General features: G+C 58.2%; 19 protein-coding genes and 4 tRNA genes. 5 read left to right on the top strand and 18 right to left on the bottom strand.

What is annotated here, in order from left to right:
* Window positions 1-62: 62 nt before the first annotated feature.
* From yigB to lptM, 5 genes are read right to left on the bottom strand one after another with little or no spacing between them, the layout of a single operon-like run.
* Window positions 63-779 (bottom strand): 5-amino-6-(5-phospho-D-ribitylamino)uracil phosphatase YigB, encoded by a 717-nt coding sequence (yigB, locus tag ACKLKD_RS16475; protein WP_080924833.1) that lies wholly within the window; start codon window positions 777-779, stop codon window positions 63-65.
* A complete protein-coding gene (gene xerC, locus ACKLKD_RS16470) occupies window positions 779-1,681 on the bottom strand; it encodes a tyrosine recombinase XerC (protein ID WP_080924834.1) in 903 nt (300 codons plus the stop codon). Before xerC ends, yigB begins: the two co-directional genes overlap by 1 nt.
* Window positions 1,678-2,385 carry a DUF484 domain-containing protein gene (locus tag ACKLKD_RS16465; RefSeq protein WP_080924835.1) on the bottom strand — a complete coding sequence of 236 codons (708 nt, stop codon included), beginning with the start codon at window positions 2,383-2,385 and terminating at the stop codon, window positions 1,678-1,680. Before ACKLKD_RS16465 ends, xerC begins: the two co-directional genes overlap by 4 nt.
* The gene (gene dapF / locus ACKLKD_RS16460) at window positions 2,382-3,206 is read right to left on the bottom strand and encodes a diaminopimelate epimerase (protein ID WP_025711222.1); all 825 of its coding nucleotides are present in this window, start codon (window positions 3,204-3,206) and stop codon (window positions 2,382-2,384) included. Before dapF ends, ACKLKD_RS16465 begins: the two co-directional genes overlap by 4 nt.
* A gap of 35 nt (window positions 3,207-3,241) precedes the next feature.
* Window positions 3,242-3,445 (bottom strand): LPS translocon maturation chaperone LptM, encoded by a 204-nt coding sequence (lptM, locus tag ACKLKD_RS16455; protein ID WP_004886794.1) that lies wholly within the window; start codon window positions 3,443-3,445, stop codon window positions 3,242-3,244.
* Between the two features lie 146 nt (window positions 3,446-3,591).
* Between lptM and cyaY the strand changes: the two genes are divergently transcribed.
* A complete protein-coding gene (gene cyaY / locus ACKLKD_RS16450) occupies window positions 3,592-3,912 on the top strand; it encodes an iron donor protein CyaY (RefSeq protein WP_002883389.1) in 321 nt (106 codons plus the stop codon).
* 133 nt (window positions 3,913-4,045) lie between these two features.
* Here cyaY and cyaA read toward each other — a convergent pair whose 3' ends face one another.
* On the bottom strand, window positions 4,046-6,598 hold the full coding sequence (gene cyaA, locus ACKLKD_RS16445; RefSeq protein WP_025711223.1) for a class I adenylate cyclase: 2,553 nt from the start codon (window positions 6,596-6,598) through the stop codon (window positions 4,046-4,048).
* Between the two features lie 358 nt (window positions 6,599-6,956).
* Here cyaA and hemC point away from each other — a divergent pair, with 358 nt between their 5' ends.
* Genes hemC through hemY form a run of 4 tightly spaced genes read left to right on the top strand, consistent with a single transcriptional unit; the run spans window position 6,957 to window position 11,035 of the window.
* Window positions 6,957-7,898 (top strand): hydroxymethylbilane synthase, encoded by a 942-nt coding sequence (gene hemC, locus ACKLKD_RS16440; protein WP_080897907.1) that lies wholly within the window; start codon window positions 6,957-6,959, stop codon window positions 7,896-7,898.
* Window positions 7,895-8,635, top strand: coding sequence for a uroporphyrinogen-III synthase (gene hemD, locus ACKLKD_RS16435; RefSeq protein WP_080897908.1), 741 nt, complete (start codon window positions 7,895-7,897; stop codon window positions 8,633-8,635). The genes hemC and hemD overlap by 4 nt, the downstream gene beginning before the upstream one ends.
* 21 nt (window positions 8,636-8,656) lie before the next feature.
* Window positions 8,657-9,835 carry a uroporphyrinogen-III C-methyltransferase gene (hemX, locus tag ACKLKD_RS16430; RefSeq protein WP_080897909.1) on the top strand — a complete coding sequence of 393 codons (1,179 nt, stop codon included), beginning with the start codon at window positions 8,657-8,659 and terminating at the stop codon, window positions 9,833-9,835.
* A gap of 3 nt (window positions 9,836-9,838) precedes the next feature.
* Window positions 9,839-11,035: a protoheme IX biogenesis protein HemY gene (gene hemY, locus ACKLKD_RS16425; RefSeq protein ID WP_025711227.1), complete on the top strand. Its 1,197-nt coding sequence runs from the start codon at window positions 9,839-9,841 to the stop codon at window positions 11,033-11,035.
* Window positions 11,036-11,496: 461 nt separating this feature from the next.
* On the opposite strand, the gene ACKLKD_RS16420 is transcribed toward hemY, so the two are convergent.
* The 12 genes from ACKLKD_RS16420 to rfbA form a co-directional block, all read right to left on the bottom strand.
* Window positions 11,497-11,573 (bottom strand) — tRNA-Pro (locus ACKLKD_RS16420).
* Window positions 11,574-11,615: 42 nt separating this feature from the next.
* Window positions 11,616-11,702 (bottom strand) — tRNA-Leu (locus tag ACKLKD_RS16415).
* Between the two features lie 23 nt (window positions 11,703-11,725).
* Window positions 11,726-11,801 (bottom strand) — tRNA-His (locus tag ACKLKD_RS16410).
* Window positions 11,802-11,856: 55 nt separating this feature from the next.
* Window positions 11,857-11,933 (bottom strand) — tRNA-Arg (locus tag ACKLKD_RS16405).
* A gap of 102 nt (window positions 11,934-12,035) precedes the next feature.
* The gene (gene thrP / locus ACKLKD_RS16400; RefSeq protein ID WP_025711228.1) at window positions 12,036-13,421 is read right to left on the bottom strand and encodes a bifunctional threonine/serine APC transporter ThrP; all 1,386 of its coding nucleotides are present in this window, start codon (window positions 13,419-13,421) and stop codon (window positions 12,036-12,038) included.
* Between the two features lie 205 nt (window positions 13,422-13,626).
* Entirely contained in the window at window positions 13,627-14,367 is a 741-nt protein-coding gene (wecG, locus tag ACKLKD_RS16395) for a lipopolysaccharide N-acetylmannosaminouronosyltransferase (RefSeq protein WP_085206411.1), read from the bottom strand.
* Between the two features lie 11 nt (window positions 14,368-14,378).
* Window positions 14,379-15,725 carry an ECA oligosaccharide polymerase gene (gene wzyE, locus ACKLKD_RS16390; RefSeq protein WP_025711230.1) on the bottom strand — a complete coding sequence of 449 codons (1,347 nt, stop codon included), beginning with the start codon at window positions 15,723-15,725 and terminating at the stop codon, window positions 14,379-14,381.
* On the bottom strand, window positions 15,722-16,798 hold the full coding sequence (locus ACKLKD_RS16385; RefSeq protein ID WP_025711231.1) for a TDP-N-acetylfucosamine:lipid II N-acetylfucosaminyltransferase: 1,077 nt from the start codon (window positions 16,796-16,798) through the stop codon (window positions 15,722-15,724). The genes wzyE and ACKLKD_RS16385 overlap by 4 nt, the downstream gene beginning before the upstream one ends.
* Window positions 16,795-18,045, bottom strand: a complete 1,251-nt coding sequence (gene wzxE, locus ACKLKD_RS16380) for a lipid III flippase WzxE (RefSeq protein WP_025711232.1) — start codon at window positions 18,043-18,045, stop codon at window positions 16,795-16,797. Before wzxE ends, ACKLKD_RS16385 begins: the two co-directional genes overlap by 4 nt.
* Before the next feature lies 1 nt (window position 18,046).
* Window positions 18,047-19,177, bottom strand: coding sequence for a dTDP-4-amino-4,6-dideoxygalactose transaminase (gene rffA, locus ACKLKD_RS16375; RefSeq protein ID WP_025711234.1), 1,131 nt, complete (start codon window positions 19,175-19,177; stop codon window positions 18,047-18,049).
* A gap of 4 nt (window positions 19,178-19,181) precedes the next feature.
* A complete protein-coding gene (gene rffC / locus ACKLKD_RS16370) occupies window positions 19,182-19,856 on the bottom strand; it encodes a dTDP-4-amino-4,6-dideoxy-D-galactose acyltransferase (protein ID WP_025711235.1) in 675 nt (224 codons plus the stop codon).
* A complete protein-coding gene (gene rfbA / locus ACKLKD_RS16365) occupies window positions 19,834-20,715 on the bottom strand; it encodes a glucose-1-phosphate thymidylyltransferase RfbA (protein ID WP_002883307.1) in 882 nt (293 codons plus the stop codon). Before rfbA ends, rffC begins: the two co-directional genes overlap by 23 nt.
* Window positions 20,716-20,730 lie beyond the last annotated feature (15 nt).

Below are 20,730 nucleotides of genomic sequence, written 5' to 3'. Positions count from 1 at the left end.
GGCACCGCCGGAAGAGAAGGGGTTCCACGAACCCCTGTTAATATATACAGAGTGACTGGTGATTATATCAGCGAGGTCAGAGATGCCAACCGTGAAATTTCAATATGCGGCAGCAGGCGGCTGTCCGCGGTGTGCATCAGGTCCGCGCCTTGCGGTTTGATCCAGCAGGCCTGCATCCCGCAGCGTAGCGAACCGGCAACGTCGGTCGTCAGGTCATCGCCGACATGCAGAATCTGCCCGAGCGGTAAATCCAGACGCTCCGCCGCCAGGTGGTACATATCGGCAAACGGCTTGGAACGACCATCCGGACCGGCGCGCAGCACGAAGCGGAAATAGTCGCTCAGGCCGAACAGTTCCGGGCGGGCGTTGCCATTGGTAATCGCCACCAGCGGCCACTTCTCCGCCAGCTTCGCCAGCGTATCGTGGGTCTCCTGCGGGACATCGACCCGGCTGCGCCAGTGGGCGAAATTTTCCATCGCCGCATCGGCGCCGGCTTTCGCCTCGGCGGCGGAAAGTCCAGCGTTACGCATGCCGAGCTCCAGCGCACGATGGCGCCAGACGGTCACGTCGTGGTAGATCTCCGGCTCAGATGCCAGCAGCGTCTGACGCAGCTGGTTAAGCTCATGGGCATCGAACTGGCTGAGCGACGGATGGTAATTGCGCACAAAGGCCAGCGACTCGTGCATCGTCCGGTCAATCACCGGGCGGTTATCATATAGGGTGTCGTCCAGGTCGAACGTCAGTGCGGAAATCTGGCCCAGAGGTCGGTAAAAACGCATTATTTCCCCCGTTTAGCGCGCGGATGCGCGGCATCGTACACCGAGGCAAGGTGTTGAAAGTCAAGATGGGTATAGATTTGAGTGGTGGAGAGGTTAGCATGGCCCAACAGCTCCTGCACGCCGCGCAGATCGCCGCTCGACTCCAGCATATGGGTAGCAAAGGAGTGGCGCAGCTTGTGCGGGTGCACATGGCTGTTCAGCCCCTGCTTAATCCCCCACTCGGCAAATCGCTTCTGCACGTTGCGCGCCGAAATGCGTTTACCCAGCTTCGACAAAAACAGCGCGTCGTCGTCAGTGCCGAACAGGCCGCGCAAATCCAGCCAGTGCTCAATCCACGCCACCGCGTTACGACCGATCGGCAAACGGCGTTCTTTGCTGCCTTTGCCCATCACCCAAACCTCACCGCTTTCGAGGTCGAGGTGCTTAATATCAAGGTTGACCAGCTCAGACAGACGCAATCCCGCGCCGTACATCACTTCCAGCATCGCCCGGTCGCGCACCGCGAGCGGATCGTTGAGGTCGATATCCAGCAGCCGATTTACATCATCGACATCGATATTTTTCGGCAAGTGGCGGGGAATTTTCGGCGCCGCAATTCCCTTCGCCGGGTTAGCGGCCAGCTCGCCCTGACTGACCAGCCAGTCGAAGAAACTGCGCAGCGCCGACAGGCGAAGCGCCAGGCTCGCCGGGCCTAACCCCGCGCGGCGACTACGCACCGCGAAGCTTCGCACCTGAGCGGCATCGCACTGCGACCAGCTTTTCAGGCCCGCCTCATCCGCCAGGGCGATCAGCGCGTCCAGCTGCCGCTGGTAATTCAGTAATGTGATCGGGCTGAGCTGGCGTTCAACGCCAAGGTGACGCAAAAAGCGAGCGACGGCGGAGAAGAGAGGCGAATCGGTCATGCGCGTTCAATCCAGCGCTCCAGCAGGCCAGGCAGCATCTGCGCAATCTCCTGCAGCAGCTGGGTCCCCTGCCCTGGCTGATAATGCTGCGCATCGCGGCTGCTAAAGAGCATCACGCCGGGGGCATTATCGCCGCCCAGCAGCGACATCGCCACGGATCCAATGGCTTTCGCCTCCGGCAGCACCACCAGCAGCTCCGGACCGTTCAGCGGCCCAAGGTAGTGGCGCACCTGGCCCAGACGTTGAATACGGATCGGCTCAAACGCCTGCCGGCTTAACGCCAGGTGGGTAAACTTCGAGGGCGCGCCGAGGCGCCAGCTGTCAGGGAACAGGCGCACCGTGGCGCCTGCCAACCCCAGCTCGCGTGCCCAGCGGTGCAGGCGGTTGAGCATATCGTCGAGGCTCTCCGCGGCCGCCAGCCGCGTTTGCAGCTGCAGCAGACGCTGAAACAGGCTTTCATTGGCGACCGCCTGCTCCATTAGCAGCGACATGTTCTCTTCCAGCACATGAATGTGGTTACGCGCCCGTATCATGTGCCACTCCACCAGCGAAATCGTACCGCGTACCGGATGCGGGACGCGGAGATGTTCGACCTGGGCGGCATTACGAATAAAAAATTCAGGATGTTGCAACAGATAGTCCACCACCGCGCGATCGTTCAACGCGCTGGCGACCTCCTGCTGTTCTTCCCCGATTGGTTTCATAAATGAATAAATCCATCATAGACATGGGCCGCCGGGCCGGTCATAAACAGCGGCTGGCCCGGGCCTTTCCAGGCGATATCAAGACGACCGCCGGGTAATTCCACGCGTACTGTTTCCGCCAGCAGCCCCTGCTGGATCCCCACCGCCACCGCGGCGCAGGCGCCGCTGCCGCAGGCCTGGGTTTCCCCCGCACCGCGTTCGTAGACGCGCAAACGGATATGGGACCGGCCGACCACCTGCATAAAGCCGATATTGGCGCGCTCCGGAAAACGCTCATGGCTTTCCATCACCGGGCCGAGGGTTTCCACCGCTGCCGTCTCCACATCATCCACCTGGATGACGCAGTGCGGGTTGCCCATGGACACCACGCCGCACAATACTGTCTGCTCGGCGGCACGCATGATATAGGTCTTTTCCGCTTTGTTGGCGCGGAACGGCACCTGGGACGGCTCGAAGTTGGGCTCGCCCATGTTCACCCGCACCAGATCGTCTTCCGTTACGCTTAATACCATACGCCCGTTGGCCGTACTCACGCGGATATCACGTTTATTGGTCAGGCCTTTCAGCCGGACAAAGCGGGCAAAACAGCGCGCGCCGTTGCCGCACTGCGACACTTCGCTACCGTCGGCGTTAAAGATCCGGTAATGGAAATCCAGATCGGGATCGTAGGGCGGCTCGACGACCAACAGCTGATCGAACCCGACGCCAAGGTGGCGATCCGCCAGACGGCGAATCAGCTCCGGCGAGAAAAAAACATTCTGCGTTACCGCGTCAACGACCATAAAATCGTTGCCAAGGCCATGCATTTTAGAGAACTGCATCATCTACTCCAGTTGCGCGGAACAGAACGTTATCGTTAGTAATTGACCTGGCTCGGACCGCCGGTATCGCCACGATCGTTACGATCCGGCGTTGAGCTCTGAATGCCTGGGTTAACCGGTTTAGTCGGCGGCGGCGCGGTTTTGTCCGCCGGCGGGAAATAAAGAGGCCCTTTCAGACCACAGCCAGTCAGGCTGAAGATCGCAAACAAAACGGCAAGCGTAGGAAAAACGTTTTTCATTGATAGTTGCCCGTGATTCATTCTTTCTGCTTTCTATCATCGCAGGAGAAGATGTAAAAGCAAGCGTTTAGCATCCGACTGCGCGCGCTTTTGTTTCGCGCTATACTGCGACCCATCTTCAAAAATCAAAAAAGCAGAATAAAATTATGAACGACAGTGAATTCCATCGCCTGGCCGATAGCCTGTGGATGACCATCGAAGAACGTCTGGACGACTGGGACGGCGACAGTGACATCGACTGCGAAATCAACGGCGGCGTGCTGACCATCAGCTTTGAAAACGGCAGCAAAATCATTATTAACCGTCAGGAGCCGCTGCACCAGGTGTGGCTGGCCACCAAACAGGGCGGCTACCATTTCGATCTCAAAGGCGACGAGTGGATCTGCGATCGCAGCGGCGAGACCTTCTGGGATCTGCTGGAGCAGGCGGCGAGCCAGCAGGCCGGTGAGACGGTGAAATTCCGTTAATGACGTGTTTCCCGGATAGCGGCGCATCGCGCTTTATCCGGGCTACCCAACGACATAGAACCGTAGCCCTGCTAAGCGCAGCGCCAGCAGGGAATATCTCCGGATAGCGGCTCACGCCTTATCCGGGCCAAATCTACGAGTAGCGCTGCTGCAGCACCGGCGAGGCGGTAACGTCCTGGCTGGTAGGTATCGCGGCGGCAATCGCCTGGGTACGGAAGGGGATCACCTGCGTACGCCCGTCTACCTCGACAATCTGATAGAACTGCGGCAGGTTGAAGTTAATAAAGCTGGAACCGTAGGTGAAACGATCGTGCGATGACGAATAGAAGCGGCTGACGTCGCGCACCAGCTCCTCTTTACTGCCCTCGCAGTGATGATAGACCTCAGCGCGGTTGCTCTCATCAAGAATATAGATGTTAAAGCCGCTGTCGTTGTTATCCGCGTCTTCAAAGAAGAACTGAATAATCCCTTCGCTGGCAAAGCCATCCACCACCGCCGGCAGCTTAACGTGATTGGTTTCCACCTGCACCGACAGCCCGTGCAGCTTGTTGTGCGAGATAGCGCCGTAGAACTCAATGGCGTTTTCCAGCTTCTGCACCGAAACGTTAAGACGCTCAAAGAACAGCCCCCAGGTCTGGCCGGAGACGCGCAGCGCTTTAAAGCGCCCGGTATCCTGGCGGGTACTGGAGAGACGCAGTTCGATGCACTCGGAGATCATCTGCTGCACGCGGGTGCGGATCAGGCCGCGCAGGTGCTGGCTATAGCAGAACACCTCCACGCTGTCCGGCGGCGCAGCGTCCTGATGCATTTTGCCGAGGATCGTCTTCAGCGCTTCGATCATCGCCTGCTCGCCATTAAAGTGCAGCGTACGCACTTCATTCCACGAGTTGCGATACAGCAGGTCGACGCTGCCGATCAGGCATTTTTGCTCTTCACCGAAGCTAAAGACATCCAGCTTACGGAAATCGAAGTGCACAACCTGATTGCGGAAGGCTGCAGTCGGGTCATATTCGAGGTTGACGATAATCGCCAGGTGGCGGATTTCGCACGGGCTGTACAGTGCTTTTGGCGTCGGCGCCGGCAGGCGCAGCGGGAAGTGGTGCGACACGTCAGCCACCATCTCCTGCAGTTTCGCCAGATCGACGATGCCGTTGCCCTTAATAAACAGGCGGGTGCGTGAGGTCAGCAGGCCGTTAAACCAGGCCCAGGCCACCAGCTTATTAAGATAACGGTTATATTCCAGCGGCTGATGGCTGATGATCGATTCCATATCCGGCGCGCGGTTATACAGATACCAACCCGTACGGTTGGCGCGGCCCGGCGGCACGTGGATAAAGGTCAGATTCGGCTCCGACAGATCCGGCGAAATTTGCGGGTTCACCAGCGTCACTTTGCCCGGCAGCGCTTCAAAGGCCGCATACAGCTTACGCGTCAGCACGCCGATATCCTGCGGGCTGGCGGAGACGCTGAGGTTATTGCGCCGTGCGAAACGGATCAGATTACGGTAGCTCTGCATCATCGCATCGAGCAGTTCGTTGTGCGCTTTGCGCACTTCATCGATTTTCCAGTTGGCGCGGTTGTCGAGCATCATCAGACGCTTTTCATCCCAGCCCCACGCCTTAACCAGCTGGCTGACAACTTCGCGACGCCAGCCGACGCAGGCGCGTTCGCGACTGAGTTTTTCACACACTTTCAGATAGAAGCAGCGGCGTACCAGATCGAGGCGGGTTTCATCTTCGATGGCCTGCAGGTAGGTGGTGACGCGCTCCAGCATCATGCAGTACGGATCGAGGCCGAATGAGACAATCTCGCCGTCGTGCAGACGTTGTTTAATATCTTTCGCCAGTAGGCGGTTGTTGGGGTATTCCCAGGAGTAGGCTTCCAGCAGCAGCGTTTTCAGCACCGCTTTATAGGGGGAGTCGATACTCTTATACAGTTGCCACAGGCTGGCGCCAAAGTACTCTTCCGCCGACAGCGAACTGAGGCCGCCGAGATCGAGCCATTCGTTAGGCGTCAGCACGCCCTGGGCATACAGCCCCATAACGTAATCGTCGTAATGCTCTTCTTCGTCGCACGGCACCATATTCCACAGAATACGTTTCCCGGCGAGACGCACGGCGGTGCGGTAGAATTCATCGAGCAATAAAATATGCTGGGTCGAACCGCAGTCTTCGCCGCCAAGGCTGCCGCTTTCGTTATGACGGAAGCGGTTTTCGTCGATCAGGAAGAAACTGACTTCGACGCCAAGCGAGGCCGCCCAGCTCTCAAGCAGGCTACATTTACGCTGCAGCAACTGGCGCTCTTCGCTATCGAGCCAGGCCTGGTGACATACCCAGATATCAAGATCGGAAGAACAGCTCTGGCCAACCGAGGAGGTACTGCCCATCGAGTAGACGCCGGTGATCGGCAGCTCGCCTTTCGGCGGCTCCTGGGTTTGCATACCGCGATGCAGCTCCAGTTCTTCAAGATAGTGGCGTTGGGTTTCATCAGGCGTGTAGAGGCAAATGCCGCGGGGAACGTTACCGTCAAGGTAACCCGGCATCAGCGGGTGATGATAATGTAATAACGTTGGCAGTAGACTGTAAACCTGCTGGAAAGCGGGTCCCATGGCAGCAAGGGCGCGATCCACGCGCAATTGGTTGATGGCATCCAGTCTCTGTTTCAGTGTCTCAATATAGAGGTACAAGACATATCGCCTGATGTTCAAAAACCCGAGGTACAATAGTACGGAGGATTTCAGTATTTCAACAAAAACCGTCACCATTCGTCGTCGGTGTGGTTGTGATGAGCAGCGGACTGACAAATGGTTTAAAACGTGATCAATTTAACACCTTGCTCATTGACCGTAAAGAAAGATGCGCTACATACAAGTGTAGCACCGTTTATTACCTGTAAATTCCTCACTACGCCTCCGGCAACCACCACGCGCATGAAAGGTTAAAAAAAGAGTGAGCCGGGGCCATCTCCCACATAAACCGTGAAAACTAACATCCGTAAGACAACAATGTTAGGATGGATAGTGGTCGATAATGACGGTAACAAGCATGTTAGACAAAGTTTTGAAAATTGCCACACGGCAAAGCCCGCTTGCGCTATGGCAGGCGCAGTATGTTAAAGCGCGCCTCGAACAAGCGCATCCCGGACTGAAGGTCGAGCTGGTGCCGATGGTCACGCGCGGGGATGTCATCCTTGATACCCCCCTGGCAAAAGTGGGGGGCAAGGGCTTGTTTGTAAAAGAGTTAGAGCTCGCCATGCTCGAAGGGCGCGCGGATATCGCTGTCCATTCGATGAAAGATGTGCCGGTGGAATTCCCGGAGGGCCTGGGGCTGGTGACCATCTGCGAGCGCGACGATCCGCGCGACGCGTTTGTCTCCAATCACTATGCTTCAATTGATGAACTCCCGGCCGGCAGCATCGTTGGCACGTCAAGTTTACGCCGCCAGTGCCAGCTCGCCGCTACTCGTCCGGATCTGGTGATCCGCTCTCTGCGCGGTAACGTTGGTACCCGGCTGAGTAAGCTGGATAACGGCGAGTATGACGCCATTATCCTCGCCGCCGCCGGGTTGAAGCGCCTGAAACTGGAAGCGCGTATTCGCCAGCCGCTGTCGCCGGAGCAATCCCTGCCAGCTGTCGGCCAGGGCGCGGTCGGCATCGAATGCCGTCTCGACGATGAATGGACCCAGGCGCTGTTAGCCCCTCTCAACCATGCGGAAACCGCGGTACGTGTGCGCGCCGAACGGGCGATGAATACCCGCCTCGAAGGCGGTTGCCAGGTGCCAATTGGCAGCTATGCGGAACTCATCAATGGCGAACTGTGGCTGCGGGCGCTGGTTGGCGCCCCGGATGGTACACAGCTGGTACGCGGCGAACGCCGCGGGCGGCCGGAAGAGGCAGAGGCGCTCGGCGTCTCCCTGGCGGAAGAGCTACTGGATAACGGCGCCCGCGACATTCTCGCGGCGGTTTATGATGGAGAAGCCCCACGATGAGCATCCTGGTCACCCGTCCGCTACCGCAAGGTGAAGAGTTAGTCAGCCGCCTGCGCGCGCTGGGACGCGTGGCCTGGAGCTTTCCGCTAATAGAATTTACGCCCGGGCGGGAGCTCCCCGCACTGGGCGGCCATCTTACCCATCTGGGGTCCGACGATCTGCTGTTTGCGCTATCCCAGCATGCGGTGGAATTCGCCCATGCCCGTCTGCAGCAGCAGGGCCTGCCCTGGCCCACTTCTCCGCGCTATTTTGCCATTGGCCGCACGACGGCGCTGGCCCTGCACACGGTCAGCGGGCAGCATATCCGTTATCCGTTAGATCGGGAAATTAGCGAAGTCTTGCTACAATTACCTGAATTACAAAACATTGCCGGAAAAAATGCGCTGATCTTACGTGGCAATGGTGGGCGGGAACTCTTAGGCGCGACGCTGACCGAGCGCGGCGCCAGGGTCACATTTTGTGAATGTTATCAACGTAGTGCAAAACATTACGATGGCGCAGAAGAAGCGATGCGCTGGCAGTCTCGCGGGGTCACCACGCTGGTGGTCACCAGCGGCGAGATGCTGCAGCAGCTGTGGTCGTTAATACCGCAATGGTATCGCGAACAGTGGCTCCTGCACTGCCGCGTTGTCGTTGTCAGCGAACGTCTGGCCCTTCAGGCCCGGGAACTGGGCTGGCAGGCGATTCAGGTTGCCGATAGCGCCGACAACGATGCGCTGCTACGCGCATTACAATAACTCTCAACATTGGAAGCCATAATGACGGAACAACAAAATCAATCCGCCGTGGTTGAAGAGACCAGGGAGGCCGTGGATACCACACCACAGCCAGAGAACACTGAGAAGAATAAGGCAGGCAATAAAACCAGCCTGGCGCTCAGCGCGATCGCTATCGCCATTGCGATAGCCGCCGGTATCGGCCTGTATGGCCTGAACAAACAGCAGGCCACGCGGCAAAACGAAACCACTTCGGAATTATCAAGCCAGGTCGCGGCGCTGCAAAAAGCGCAGGAGAGCCAAAAGAGCGAACTGGAAGGCATTATCAAGCAGCAGGCCGACCAGCTGAACGAAGCCAAACACCAGCAGGAAACCCTGACCAAACAGCTTGATGAGTTGCAGCAGAAAGTCGCCGTGATTTCGGGCAGCGATGCCAAAACCTGGCTGCTGGCCCAGGCCGATTTCCTCGTCAAGCTGGCGGGACGTAAGCTGTGGAGCGATCAGGATGTCACCACCGCCGCCGCGCTGCTGAAGAGCGCCGATGCCAGCCTCGCCGACATGAATGACCCTAGCCTGATTGGCGCCCGCCGGGCGATCACCGACGACATCGCCACCCTTTCCGCGGTAAGCCAGGTGGACTACGACGGCATTATCCTCAAGGTGAATCAGCTGGCCAACCAAATCGACAACCTGCGGCTGGCCGATAATAACGATGACGATTCGCCGATGGACTCTGATAGCGATGAGCTCTCCAGCTCTATCAGCGAATGGCGCGTCAATCTGCAGAAAAGCTGGCAGAACTTTATGGACAGCTTTATCACCGTGCGCCGCCGCGATGAAACGGCGGTCCCGCTGCTGGCGCCGAATCAGGATATCTATCTGCGGGAAAATATTCGCTCTCGCCTGCTGGTCGCCGCGCAGGCAGTGCCGCGCCATCAGGAAGAGACCTGGAAACAGTCGCTGGATAACGTCTCGACCTGGGTACGCGCCTATTACGATACCGATGATGCCACCACCAAAGCCTTCCTCGACGAGGTGGATAAGCTCAGTCAGCAAAGCATTACCATGACGGTACCGGAGACGTTGCAGAGCCAGGCGTTGCTGGAAAAACTGATGCAGACCCGGGTGCGTAACCTGATGGCACAGCCCGCCGTTACCGCGGGCAGCGCCCCCTCGCCGGCACCGTCTGCACCTGCGCCTGCTGCGCCACAAGGAGAGTAACGCATGCTGAAAATTCTCTTACTCTTCGCACTGTTGATCGCCGGGATTGTACTCGGCCCGATGATCGCCGGGCATCAGGGCTACGTCCTGATCCAGACCGATAATTACAATATCGAAACCAGCGTGACCGGGCTGGTGATCATCCTGATCCTCGCCATGGTAGTGCTGTTCGCCATTGAATGGCTGCTGCGCCGCATTTTCCGCACCGGGGCGCACACCCGTGGCTGGTTTGTCGGCCGTAAACGCCGTCGCGCGCGTAAGCAAACCGAGCAGGCGCTGCTCAAGCTGGCGGAAGGTGATTACCAGCAGGTTGAGAAGCTGATGGCGAAAAATGCCGATCACGCCGAACAGCCGGTGGTGAACTATCTGCTGGCGGCGGAAGCGGCCCAGCAGCGCGGCGATGAAGCGCGGGCCAACCAGCATCTGGAGCGCGCCACCGAGCTGGCGGGCGATGACCTGATCCCGGTGGAAATCACCCGCGTTCGCCTGCAGCTGGCACGTAATGAAAATCACGCCGCGCGTCATGGCATCGATAAGCTGCTGGAAATTACCCCGCGTCATCCGGAAGTGCTGCGCCTCGCCGAACAGGCATATACCCGCACCGGCGCCTGGCAGTCGCTGCTGGACATCATTCCGTCGATGGCGAAAGCGAACGTCGGCGATGAAGAGCACCGCGCTGCGCTGGAACAGCTGGCGTGGGTTGGCCTGATGGATAAAGCGCTGGCCGACGGCGGCAGCGAGGGGCTGCGCGAATGGTGGCGCAACCAGAGCCGCAAAACGCGGGCGCTGGTGCCGCTGCAGGTGGCGATGGCCGAGCGCCTCATCGAGAGCGACGATCACGATACCGCGCAGCAAATTATCATTGATGGTCTGAAGAAACAGTATGATGACCGTCTGGTGATGCCGATCCCGCGTCTGAAGACTAATAACCCGGAACAGCTGGAGAAAGTGCTGCGCCAGCAGATCAAAGCCGTTGGCGACCGCCCGCTGCTGTGGAGCACCCTGGGCCAGTCGCTGATGCGACACGGCGAATGGCAGGAGGCCAGCATCGCTTTCCGCGCCGCGCTTAAGCAGCGTCCGGATGCCTTTGATTACGCCTGGTTAGCCGATGCCCTGGACCGCCTGCATCAGCCAGAGGAAGCCGCTACGATGCGCCGCGATGGCCTGCTGCTGACGCTGCAGAAGAACCCTCTGCAATAACCTGCCTTTGCTATCGCCTCTTGGGGGGCGATAGCCCTTCTCCCCCGCCTTCGCTTTGACAGATCCCTGAAAGAAAAAAACGCCTGCGCTGAAATCAGGGCAGGCGTTAAAACAGGTCTGTTTGACAACAAATTGGGTGCTTCACTCAACGTAATGTCCATGGTGTTTGATGAGGCATAAATGCGACATCTGTCAGTGGACGATAAGCACCGTAAGAACGGCTCTGCATCATTCCGGAGTTTATGAGGCACGAAGGCGAACATAAGAGATGGAATGAGCATCTACCCGATCATTATCGCACAGGATCCGGGGAAATTGCATCTACCACAGTGATGAATTGAGAGTTTTCCTGACCCGTATTCTTATGCGCGTCGAAAATTTTTTATTAGCAAGATCAGGGGAATAAATAATGGCGTGCGGCGACAGAAAACAAAAAACCCCGCCGAAGCGGGGTTCAAAATTGGTCGGCGAGAGAGGATTCGAACCTCCGACCCACTGGTCCCAAACCAGTTGCGCTACCAAGCTGCGCTACTCGCCGATATACTGCTTTTTGAATTTTTAGTTCAATTCGTTAAAGTCGTGGTGCGAGGGGGGGGACTTGAACCCCCACGTCCGTAAGAACACTAACACCTGAAGCTAGCGCGTCTACCAATTCCGCCACCTTCGCAAATTCACAACTCTATCAAATAATGGGGTGGCTAATGGGATTCGAACCCACGACAACTGGAATCACAATCCAGGGCTCTACCAACTGAGCTATAGCCACCACTGCAAACCTTTTACGCGGTATTAAAACCACCGCAGCTCCAGCACCGGGTTAATGGTGCGCCCGACAGGATTCGAACCTGAGACCTCTGCCTCCGGAGGGCAGCGCTCTATCCAGCTGAGCTACGGGCGCTTAGCGCCGTTGCGGGGTCGGATAATACGGACTTCCTACCCCGCTGTCTAGTGCCTTTTTAAAGAAAATTATCGTTTGCTCATGCTTTGTTCGTTTTGACGCTTATTCAGCCGGATTATTAACTTGCCCCTGTCTACCAAGACCAAACACCTTATAAATCAGGGTCACGGCGGCCAGGAAAATAATGCCAACAAACAGCGACATCCGGGTTTCATCATTCAGCCCCATCCCCACCAGCACACAGATCAGGAAGGCCATGGTGAAATAGTTGGCCCACGGAAACAGCAGCGAACGGAACGGATGGCTGGCTATCGCCGCCCGATGCACGCGGCGAAAACGCAGTTGGCTAATCAGGATCACAAACCATGGCACCATCCCCGGCAACACGCTGGCGCTGTAGACATAGACAAACACCCGCTGCGGATTAGGAATGATGTAATTCAGGCAGGAGCCCACCAGCAGGATCAGAATCGACAGCGCCACGCCGACCGCCGGAACGCCGTTGCGCGAAACCTTACCGATCGCCGCCGGCAGCTGGCGGTTCTTCGCCAGGGCGTACAGCATACGTCCACAGCTGTACATCCCACTGTTGCAGCCGGAAAGCGCCGCCGTCAGCACCACGAAGTTGATAATTCCCGCCGCCGCGGTAATCCCGATTTTGGCAAACGTCAGTACGAACGGGCTGCCGTTGGAGCCAATTTGATCCCACGGGAAGATAGTGACAATAACGAAAATCGCGCCGACGTAGAAAATCAGGATCCGCCACAGCACTTTGCCCACCGCGCTGCGCAGCGTCACCTGCGGATTTTTCGCTTCACCCGCGGTAATACCGATAAGCTCTACGCCCTGATAGGATGCGACCACGATACACAGCGCCGTCAGAAAGCCCTTCCAGCCGCCGGCAAAGAAACCGCCATGTTCGGTCAGGTTGCCAAAACCGATGGAGTGGCCGCCGTTGCCAAAGCCGAAGAAAATAACGCCCAGGCCCACGACGATCATCACGATAATGGTGGTCACTTTAATCATGGCGAACCAGAACTCGATTTCACCGTACAGCCGGACCGCAGCCAGGTTAGCCAGCGCCACCAGCCCCACGGCAATCAACGCCGGGATCCACTGCGCCATCTCCGGGAACCAGAACTGCACGTATACCCCGATGGCGGTGATCTCCGAGATGCCCACCGCCATCCACATAAACCAGTAGGACCAGGCCGTGAGATAGCCGAAGAACGGGCTCATGTAGCGATGTGCGTAAACGGCGAATGAGCCGGTTACCGGTTCGAGGAACAACATTTCGCCCATCGAGCGCATAATGAAAAAGACGAACAGGCCAGCGATAATGTACGCCAGCAGCACGGAAGGTCCAGCCCACTTCAGCGTACTGGCCGCCCCCATAAACAACCCCACGCCAATCGTCCCACCAAGGGCGATCAGTTCAATATGCCGGGCCTCCAGTCCACGCTGGAGCTCCGCTTTTTTCTCAGTCATATATCCTCTTGTGTTTGCCGTATTCCGGGTACTCCCGGTTATTGTTATTAACTGAACTCATAGCCTTGCCGACGCGCAGGTCTCCCCCGCGCGTATAAAGCCTGCGAATGGTTAATTAATTTTGCGGAAATGGCAAATAAAGTATCAGGCGAGTGAAGAGATTACACAGAATAGGTATGCAAACTCGCCTGATTGCAGTGGAATATCAGAGCTTGCCGGAATAATGCCAACGTAAATAGCGCAGCAGACGGAACTGTCTTTTGATGCGGCTCGGCTGCAGGAGCAGGCGATAGAACCACTCCAGCCCCAGATCCTGCCAGAATTTTGGCGCCCGGTGTACGTGGCCGGTAAAGACGTCATAAGTGCCGCCGACGCCCATATACAGCGCATGCGGGTACAGGCGCCGGCAGTCGCGCATGAAGATCTCCTGGCGCGGCGACCCCATCGCGACGGTGACGATTTTCGCCCCGCTGTCGCGAATGCGTTCGAACAATGCCTCGCGCTGCTCAGGCGTGAAATAACCGTCCTGGCTGCCGACGATATTCACCTGCCAGCGCTGTCGCAGTCTGGATTCTGTCTGCGCCAGGACCTCCGGTTTACCACCGACTAAAAACACCGGTGTCCCTTCAGCGCCGGCGCGCTGCATGAGCGCTTCCCAAAGATCGGCCCCGGCGACGCGGGAGACCTGCGCCTGCGGGTATTTTTTGCGCAGCGAACGCACCACGCTGATGCCATCGGCATATTTAAACTCTGCCGCCTCAATCAGCGCCCGCACCTCCGGGTTATCCTCTATGGCCAGCATTTTCTCGGCATTAATCGCCACCAGCGTTCCCTCCCGGAGAGCGCCGTCGGCATACAAATAATCCAGAGCGTGCTGCATATCGCGCCAGCCTATGAGCTGCAGCCCTCTTAACAGGTACAACGGCGCGGAAATGGTCCCAGTCATGTCCATCCTTCTCAGACTTGCGGTTGCGAAAGCGGTTTTACGCGCTTATGAATCAGTCCCACGCTATCCAGGAACCAGTACAGCAGTTTCGCCGCCAGCAAGCAGATACCAAAGATCACGAGGAAAAACACCACGCGTGAGCCGAACGAATCCAGCCCCTCGCGCGCCAGCACTATCATGTTGAAGATAGCGCCGAAACAGAAACTGTGCAGGATAGCCGCTTTGTAACGATTGCTCTCCCGGTTCCCCAGCTCATACAGCCAGTCGAACCATTTAATAATCAACCCTACCGCCACAGCGCCCAGCGGCACAAACCAGACGCCGCCCATCACCACCAGCGAGCCAATCAGCGTCGGCGAAATCGCCAGCCCCGAATGGTTGTTTAACACTTCCCAGGTGAAGTAGTTGGCGGTATTGAGCACCATTGTCGGGCGACCGTGCCACATCCAGCTGGGGATAAAGACGTAGAAGTCGCGGATCATCGGCGCCAGCCCCTGGAAATCGATCTTGTCGTAGTTCTGCAGCAGCAGCGCCAGGTTTTCCCACGGCGAGAAGGTATCACGCGTGAGATACAGGAAGGTATAAAACGCTTCGTCACCGCTGACGTTCATTCCGTAGCGCTTCAGCGCCAGCCAGAACATGCCGACGATGCCCAGCACGCCCGCTGCCGCCAGCATCCACAGGCTGATCCAGCCGCGAATAATACCGATAAACAGGAAGATGGCGAAGGCGATGATAATGTTGGCCCGGGTCCCGCCGACGATGGCGTAGGTCAGCAGGCCAAAGGCCACGGTGCTGACGAGGAAGAAGATCCACGCCTTATAATCCTGGCGCAGAAAATAGACCACCAGCATCGCCGGAATAAAGAAGTAGAAGAAGCGCTTCAACGCCACGCCGGAGACTTCGGCAGAGAAGATCTGGCTGTAGGAGTTGAGCTTAAACAGCAAGAAACCGTTGTGGGCGAAGAAGATGCCGACGCACAGCAGCGCCAGCCCCATCAAAATGCCCCACGCCAGATGGGTTTCCACCCGGTTCATGGTAAACAGCGGCCGACGCGCTACCTCGTGCGAGGCCGGACGCAGCCGCGTTTTATAGGTCACGTAGTAGATCGCGTAGAAGCACACCGCGATCAGCAGCGTCTGCAGCAAAATCTCCGGCGGCGCCACGCTGACGTCAAACCGGAACACCAGAATACTGGTCAGCGGGAAGCCGAAGAAAAAGGTCAGCAGAAACAGCAACGAGAAAAAGACGTTGAAGTTAAAGCGTACCCGACGGAACTCAAACCAGGTGGCGGTGGCGATAAACAGCGTCGACAGCAGCCAGACCACCAGCAGCCCGCTAAATTGCATTAACGTCATGCCTGCCCCTCCGCCGCTAACCGTAGCGCCCGCTGCCAGCCTGCCAGATAGTTCGGCCGGAAGAAGGCGATAGCAGATTTATCCACGTTCGCCAGCTGGCGCTGCGCTTCGCGCACCACGCTGACGTCCAGCGCATCGCTGGTGAACAGCACTGGCACATGCTGCTCGGTCATATCCTGCCAGAACGGGTTTTCCCGGTTGAGCACGCAGGGAATGCCCGCCTGAATCAGCAGGCACAGCGTGCCGATCCCCTGCTGGCGGGCAAACAGGAAATAGCCTAGATCGCAGTGGCGCAGCAGCGCCAGATAATCATTAAACTCAAGCTTCTCACTGAGGATCTGCAGATGCTCATCGCTAAACAGCGCCGCGCCCGCCTCACGAACCTCGTTGATATAGGCGTCGTTGTTAGCCGGATAGCCCATCGGTACGATGACGTTTACCGTATCGCCAAACTGCTGATGGATCGCCTTCAGCGCGGCAATATGCTCATTGCTGCGATCCCCGGAGTTGCCAACCAGAATGGTCAGGGTATCGCCGCGCGGCGCGTTATCGGCCAGAGTATTCAGCGCCGGATCCATACGGGTCGGGAAGTAAAGCAGCTCGCCTGGTACACGCGGATGGCGGTTAGCGAACCAGCTGAGATCGCCGCGGGTGGCGAAAACGCGCCCTACCCGCCCTTGCGCCATGCGGCGCAGCGGATAGAACAGGCGAAACTTCAGGCTGGTGGCGTTTTCGTACAGATCCGCCCCCCAGATATGCCAGTTAAACTGCGACGGGCGGATGCCGCCGCTCAACAACGCCAGCCACAGACCGGTATTAAACTGGCCGTGGAAGAAAAAACGCTGCTGGCGGTTGGCTTTGGCTTTTGCAATCACCGCCTGCGCCAGCGATTTCTTCCCCGGATAGCAGGTGATGTCCAGCGCCGGATACCCATCACGCACGCTGGCCTCATCGCCGACGATCAGAAATTTCCGCGCCTGCGGGTCGACGGCCAGCTCGTCGTTAAAAAACCGCAGTACGGTCTGGTTGTGGTGCGGGATATCCGATCCCAGTACATGTATCAGTGCTGTCATGCCCGTTTACGCCAGAGTAAAAACACGCCACTACAGAGGGCGAAATAAACAATATACGTGGCCATATACGCCTGCGCCGCGCCAATTGCGCCATGCGCCGGAATAAGCCAGTGTGAAAATACGGTCAGCAGCGTGAACTGGCTGATTTCCGTCAGAATATAAAAACGCAGCGACGCTTTGGCGATCACCAGATAGCCGTAGACGTAGGCGCCCACTTTTAAGACGTCGCCCACCAGCTGCCAGGCGAACAGGTCACGCATCGCGGTAAAGCGATCGGAAAACAGCAGCCAGATGGCAAAATCGCGCAGCAGCCAGACCGTCAGGCTCGCTGCCGCCACCGCCGGCAGAACGAATTTCAGCGATTTGACAATCTCGCGGGTGATATCCGTTTTGGCGCTCAGCCGCGACAGCGTCGGCAGCAGATAAACGCTAAACGAGGCGGTAATAAACTGCAGGTAGGCATCGGAAATGCTGCTCACTCCCTGCCAGATGCCGACCGCCTCCCAGCCGTAATGCGCCGCCAGCAGATTACGCATCATCACATAGGCCACCGGCAGGGTCACTGAGGTGATCAGCGCCATCAGGGTAAATTTCGATAGCTGTCCCGCCAGACCGTTATCCCAGCGCGGGCGCAGGGCGCTCAGCGGGATATTCCCCCGCCGCCAGAGCATGATGCCCGCCGGGACCACCACCAGCGCCGGCACTAACGCCAGCCCCAGCAGCGCCCCCTGGTAACCACCGAAGTAGTAACAGGCATAGTAAGCCGCCACGCCAATCAGGCTCCCGGCAATCAGCGAGAAGGCGTTACCCGCCGCATCGCGAAAGCCTTTCATCAGCGCCAGCAGGAAGTTCGCCCAGGCGATCCCCATCTGCACCAGCGCCACCAGCCGTACCAGATTTTGATAGTGCGTATGGCCGAACAGCCCCTGGCTTATCGGTGCCGCCGCCAGTAAAAACACCAGCGCCAGCAGCGTGGAAAAGCCAAGCACCATCGCCGACGACGTGCCCACCACCTGCTTCAGGCGCGGAGTATCGTCGTGATACTGGGCCACCAGCTTCGTGACGCCGTTAAATATCCCGGCCCCGGCCAGCACGCCGAGCACGGTGACCAGTTGCCGGAAGTTACCGGCCTGGCCCACGCCCGCCGGCCCAAACGAGACGGCCAGCAGCTTGACGACCAGCAGCCCAGCGCCGATTTTGACCAGCGTCGATGCCGCCGTCCACAATGAGGCTTTTGCTAACGACATATCAGGAGAAATAGCTCAGCAGCGAGTTAATCACCGTCCGCTGGTTCACCACAGACAGATTGTAAAACAGCGGCAGGCGCACCAGGCGCTCGCTTTCCTGGGTGGTGTAGCAGTTTTCACCGTGGAACTCACCGAAGTGCTCGCCTGCCGGGCAGCTGTGCAACGGAATGTAATGGAATACCGCGAGGATCTCCGCCTCTTTCAGCCAGGCGATCAGTTTGCTGCGATCCTCGATATCGCGCAGCTTAATGTAGAACATGTGCGCGTTTTGCCCGCAGTCGGCCGGAACCGTCGGCAGTTCGATACGCCCCGCGCGCGCCAGCGGCAGCAGCGCATCATAGTAGTTCTGCCACAGCGCCAGGCGCTGTTGGTTGATGCGCTCCGCTGCTTCCAGCTGCGCCCACAGATAGGCAGCCTGCAGGTCAGACATCAGATAGCTGGAGCCAATATCCCGCCAGGTATATTTATCCACCAGGCCGCGAAAGAACTGACTGCGGTTGGTGCCTTTTTCGCGAATGATCTCCGCGCGCTCCACCAGCGTGCGATCGTTGATCAGCGTCGCCCCACCCTCACCGCCGGCAGTGTAGTTTTTGGTTTCATGGAAGCTAAAGCAGCCGATATGGCCGATGGTGCCCAGCGCGCGTCCCTTGTAGGTAGACATTACCCCCTGCGCGGCATCTTCCACCACGAACAGGTTGTATTTGGCGGCGATGGTCATGATGGTGTCCATCTCGCAGGCTACGCCAGCATAGTGCACCGGGACAATCGCCCGGGTTTTATCGGTGATGGCGGCTTCGATGAGCGTTTCATCGATATTCATCGTATCGCGGCGGATATCGACGAAGACGATTTTCGCCCCGCGCAATACAAAGGCATTGGCAGTGGAGACAAAGGTATAGCTGGGCATAATCACTTCGTCGCCCGGCTGGATATCCAGCAGCAGCGCCGCCATCTCCAGCGAAGCCGTGCAGGACGGGGTCAGCAGGGCTTTTGCCGTGCCAAATCGCTGCTCCATCCACTGCTGGCAGCGGCGCGTAAAGCCGCCGTCGCCGCACAGCTTGCCGCTGTTCATCGCAGACTGCATGTAATCAAGCTCGGTTCCAACCACCGGCGGCGCGTTAAATGGGATCATGGGGTCACCTGTATAGCCAGTAGGCGGTGCTTTCCACATTAGCACCGCTGAGAATATAACGTTTAAGCGCGGCGGTGTTGCCCATCTGGGTCGCCACCCGCAGTGTAGAAAGTCCGCGCGAAGCGGCCCAGTGCCGCGCCGCCTGCATCAGCTGCGCCCCAGCGCCGCGCCCGGCCAGCAGGCCAATACGCGCTTCGGTGGCATTGAGCTGGCGCAGGGAGACAAAGGCGCGAATATCACCCTCAGGATGGCGGTAAATCAGGCACTGATGATCGAAGGTGCCGCGCACCGCATTTTCAATCCACTGGGCATAGAAGCGGCCGCTGGCATCGGCGGCGTACCAGGGCGCGCGAAAGCGGCTCATGGCAAAGGCCTGCGCCGCCTGCTCGCGCAGCGGCGCAATATCCGCCTCCACAGCGATGTCGGCACCGGCATCAGCAGGGTTGCCCACCGGTAGCGCCAGATCGACTTCGCCTTCCACCAGCTGAAAACCCAGCTGCTGGAGCGCGTCCAGCCGGACGGTATCGCTGGCGGCGATTTTCGCCTGCACTCGCGACCATCCCGCCAGCGCCTCAGGCGTCAGCCGCGGCGCGCGCTCGTCAAAGCGCACGATGGCGCTGTTCACGGCAAAGAAGCGGTTCTCCCACTCCAGGGGATCAATACTGGCGCGGACGGGCACGGAGCAGATCCAGCAGATATTGGCCGTAGCCGGTTTTTTCCAGCCGCTTCGCCGCACGTTTGACGCCATCGTCGTCCAGCCAGCCATTACGCCAGCCGATCTCTTCCAGACAGGCGATTTTAAAGCCCTGACGCTTCTCTACCGTCTGCACGAACATGCTGGCCTCAATCAGGCTATCGTGGGTGCCGGTGTCCAGCCACGCAAAACCGCGCCCGAGCAGTTCGACGGTCAATGCGCCATCTTCAAGATACATCTGGTTGATGGAGGTGATTTCCAGCTCGCCGCGCTCGGACGGCTTGACCCGTTTGGCGTACTCCGTCACCTTGCCATCGTAGAAATAGAGGCCAGTGACCGCCCAGTTCGACTTCGGCTGCTTCGGCTTCTCTTCCAGCGACAGCGCGCGGAAGTTATCATCAAACTCCACTACGCCAAAGCGCTCAGGATCCATCACCTGATAGCCAAAAATCGTCGCCCCTTCCGTGCGAGCAGCCACGCTGCGCAGCTTCGGGCTAAAACTCTGGCCGAAGAAGATATTGTCGCCTAATACCAGGCACGCCGGTTCGCCGTTAAGAAAGGCTTCACCAATGATAAACGCCTGAGCTAAACCATCCGGCGTCGGCTGTACGGCATAGTGCAGCGCGATGCCAAACTCTGAACCATCGCCGAGCAGGCGCTGGAAATCGCGCAGATCGTCCGGCGTGGTGATGATCAGGATCTCACGGATCCCGGCCAGCATTAAGACCGACAGCGGGTAGTAGATCATCGGCTTATCGTAGATCGGCAACAGCTGCTTCGATACGCCGCGGGTGATGGGATGCAGTCGCGTTCCGGAACCGCCCGCCAGAATAATACCTTTCATCATTCCCCCCAGAGA

Origin of the sequence: Klebsiella sp. 10982 (assembly GCF_048589245.1) — a bacterium.
Taxonomy (GTDB): domain Bacteria; phylum Pseudomonadota; class Gammaproteobacteria; order Enterobacterales; family Enterobacteriaceae; genus Klebsiella; species Klebsiella quasivariicola.
This window is presented reverse-complemented; position numbering and strand designations above follow the sequence as displayed.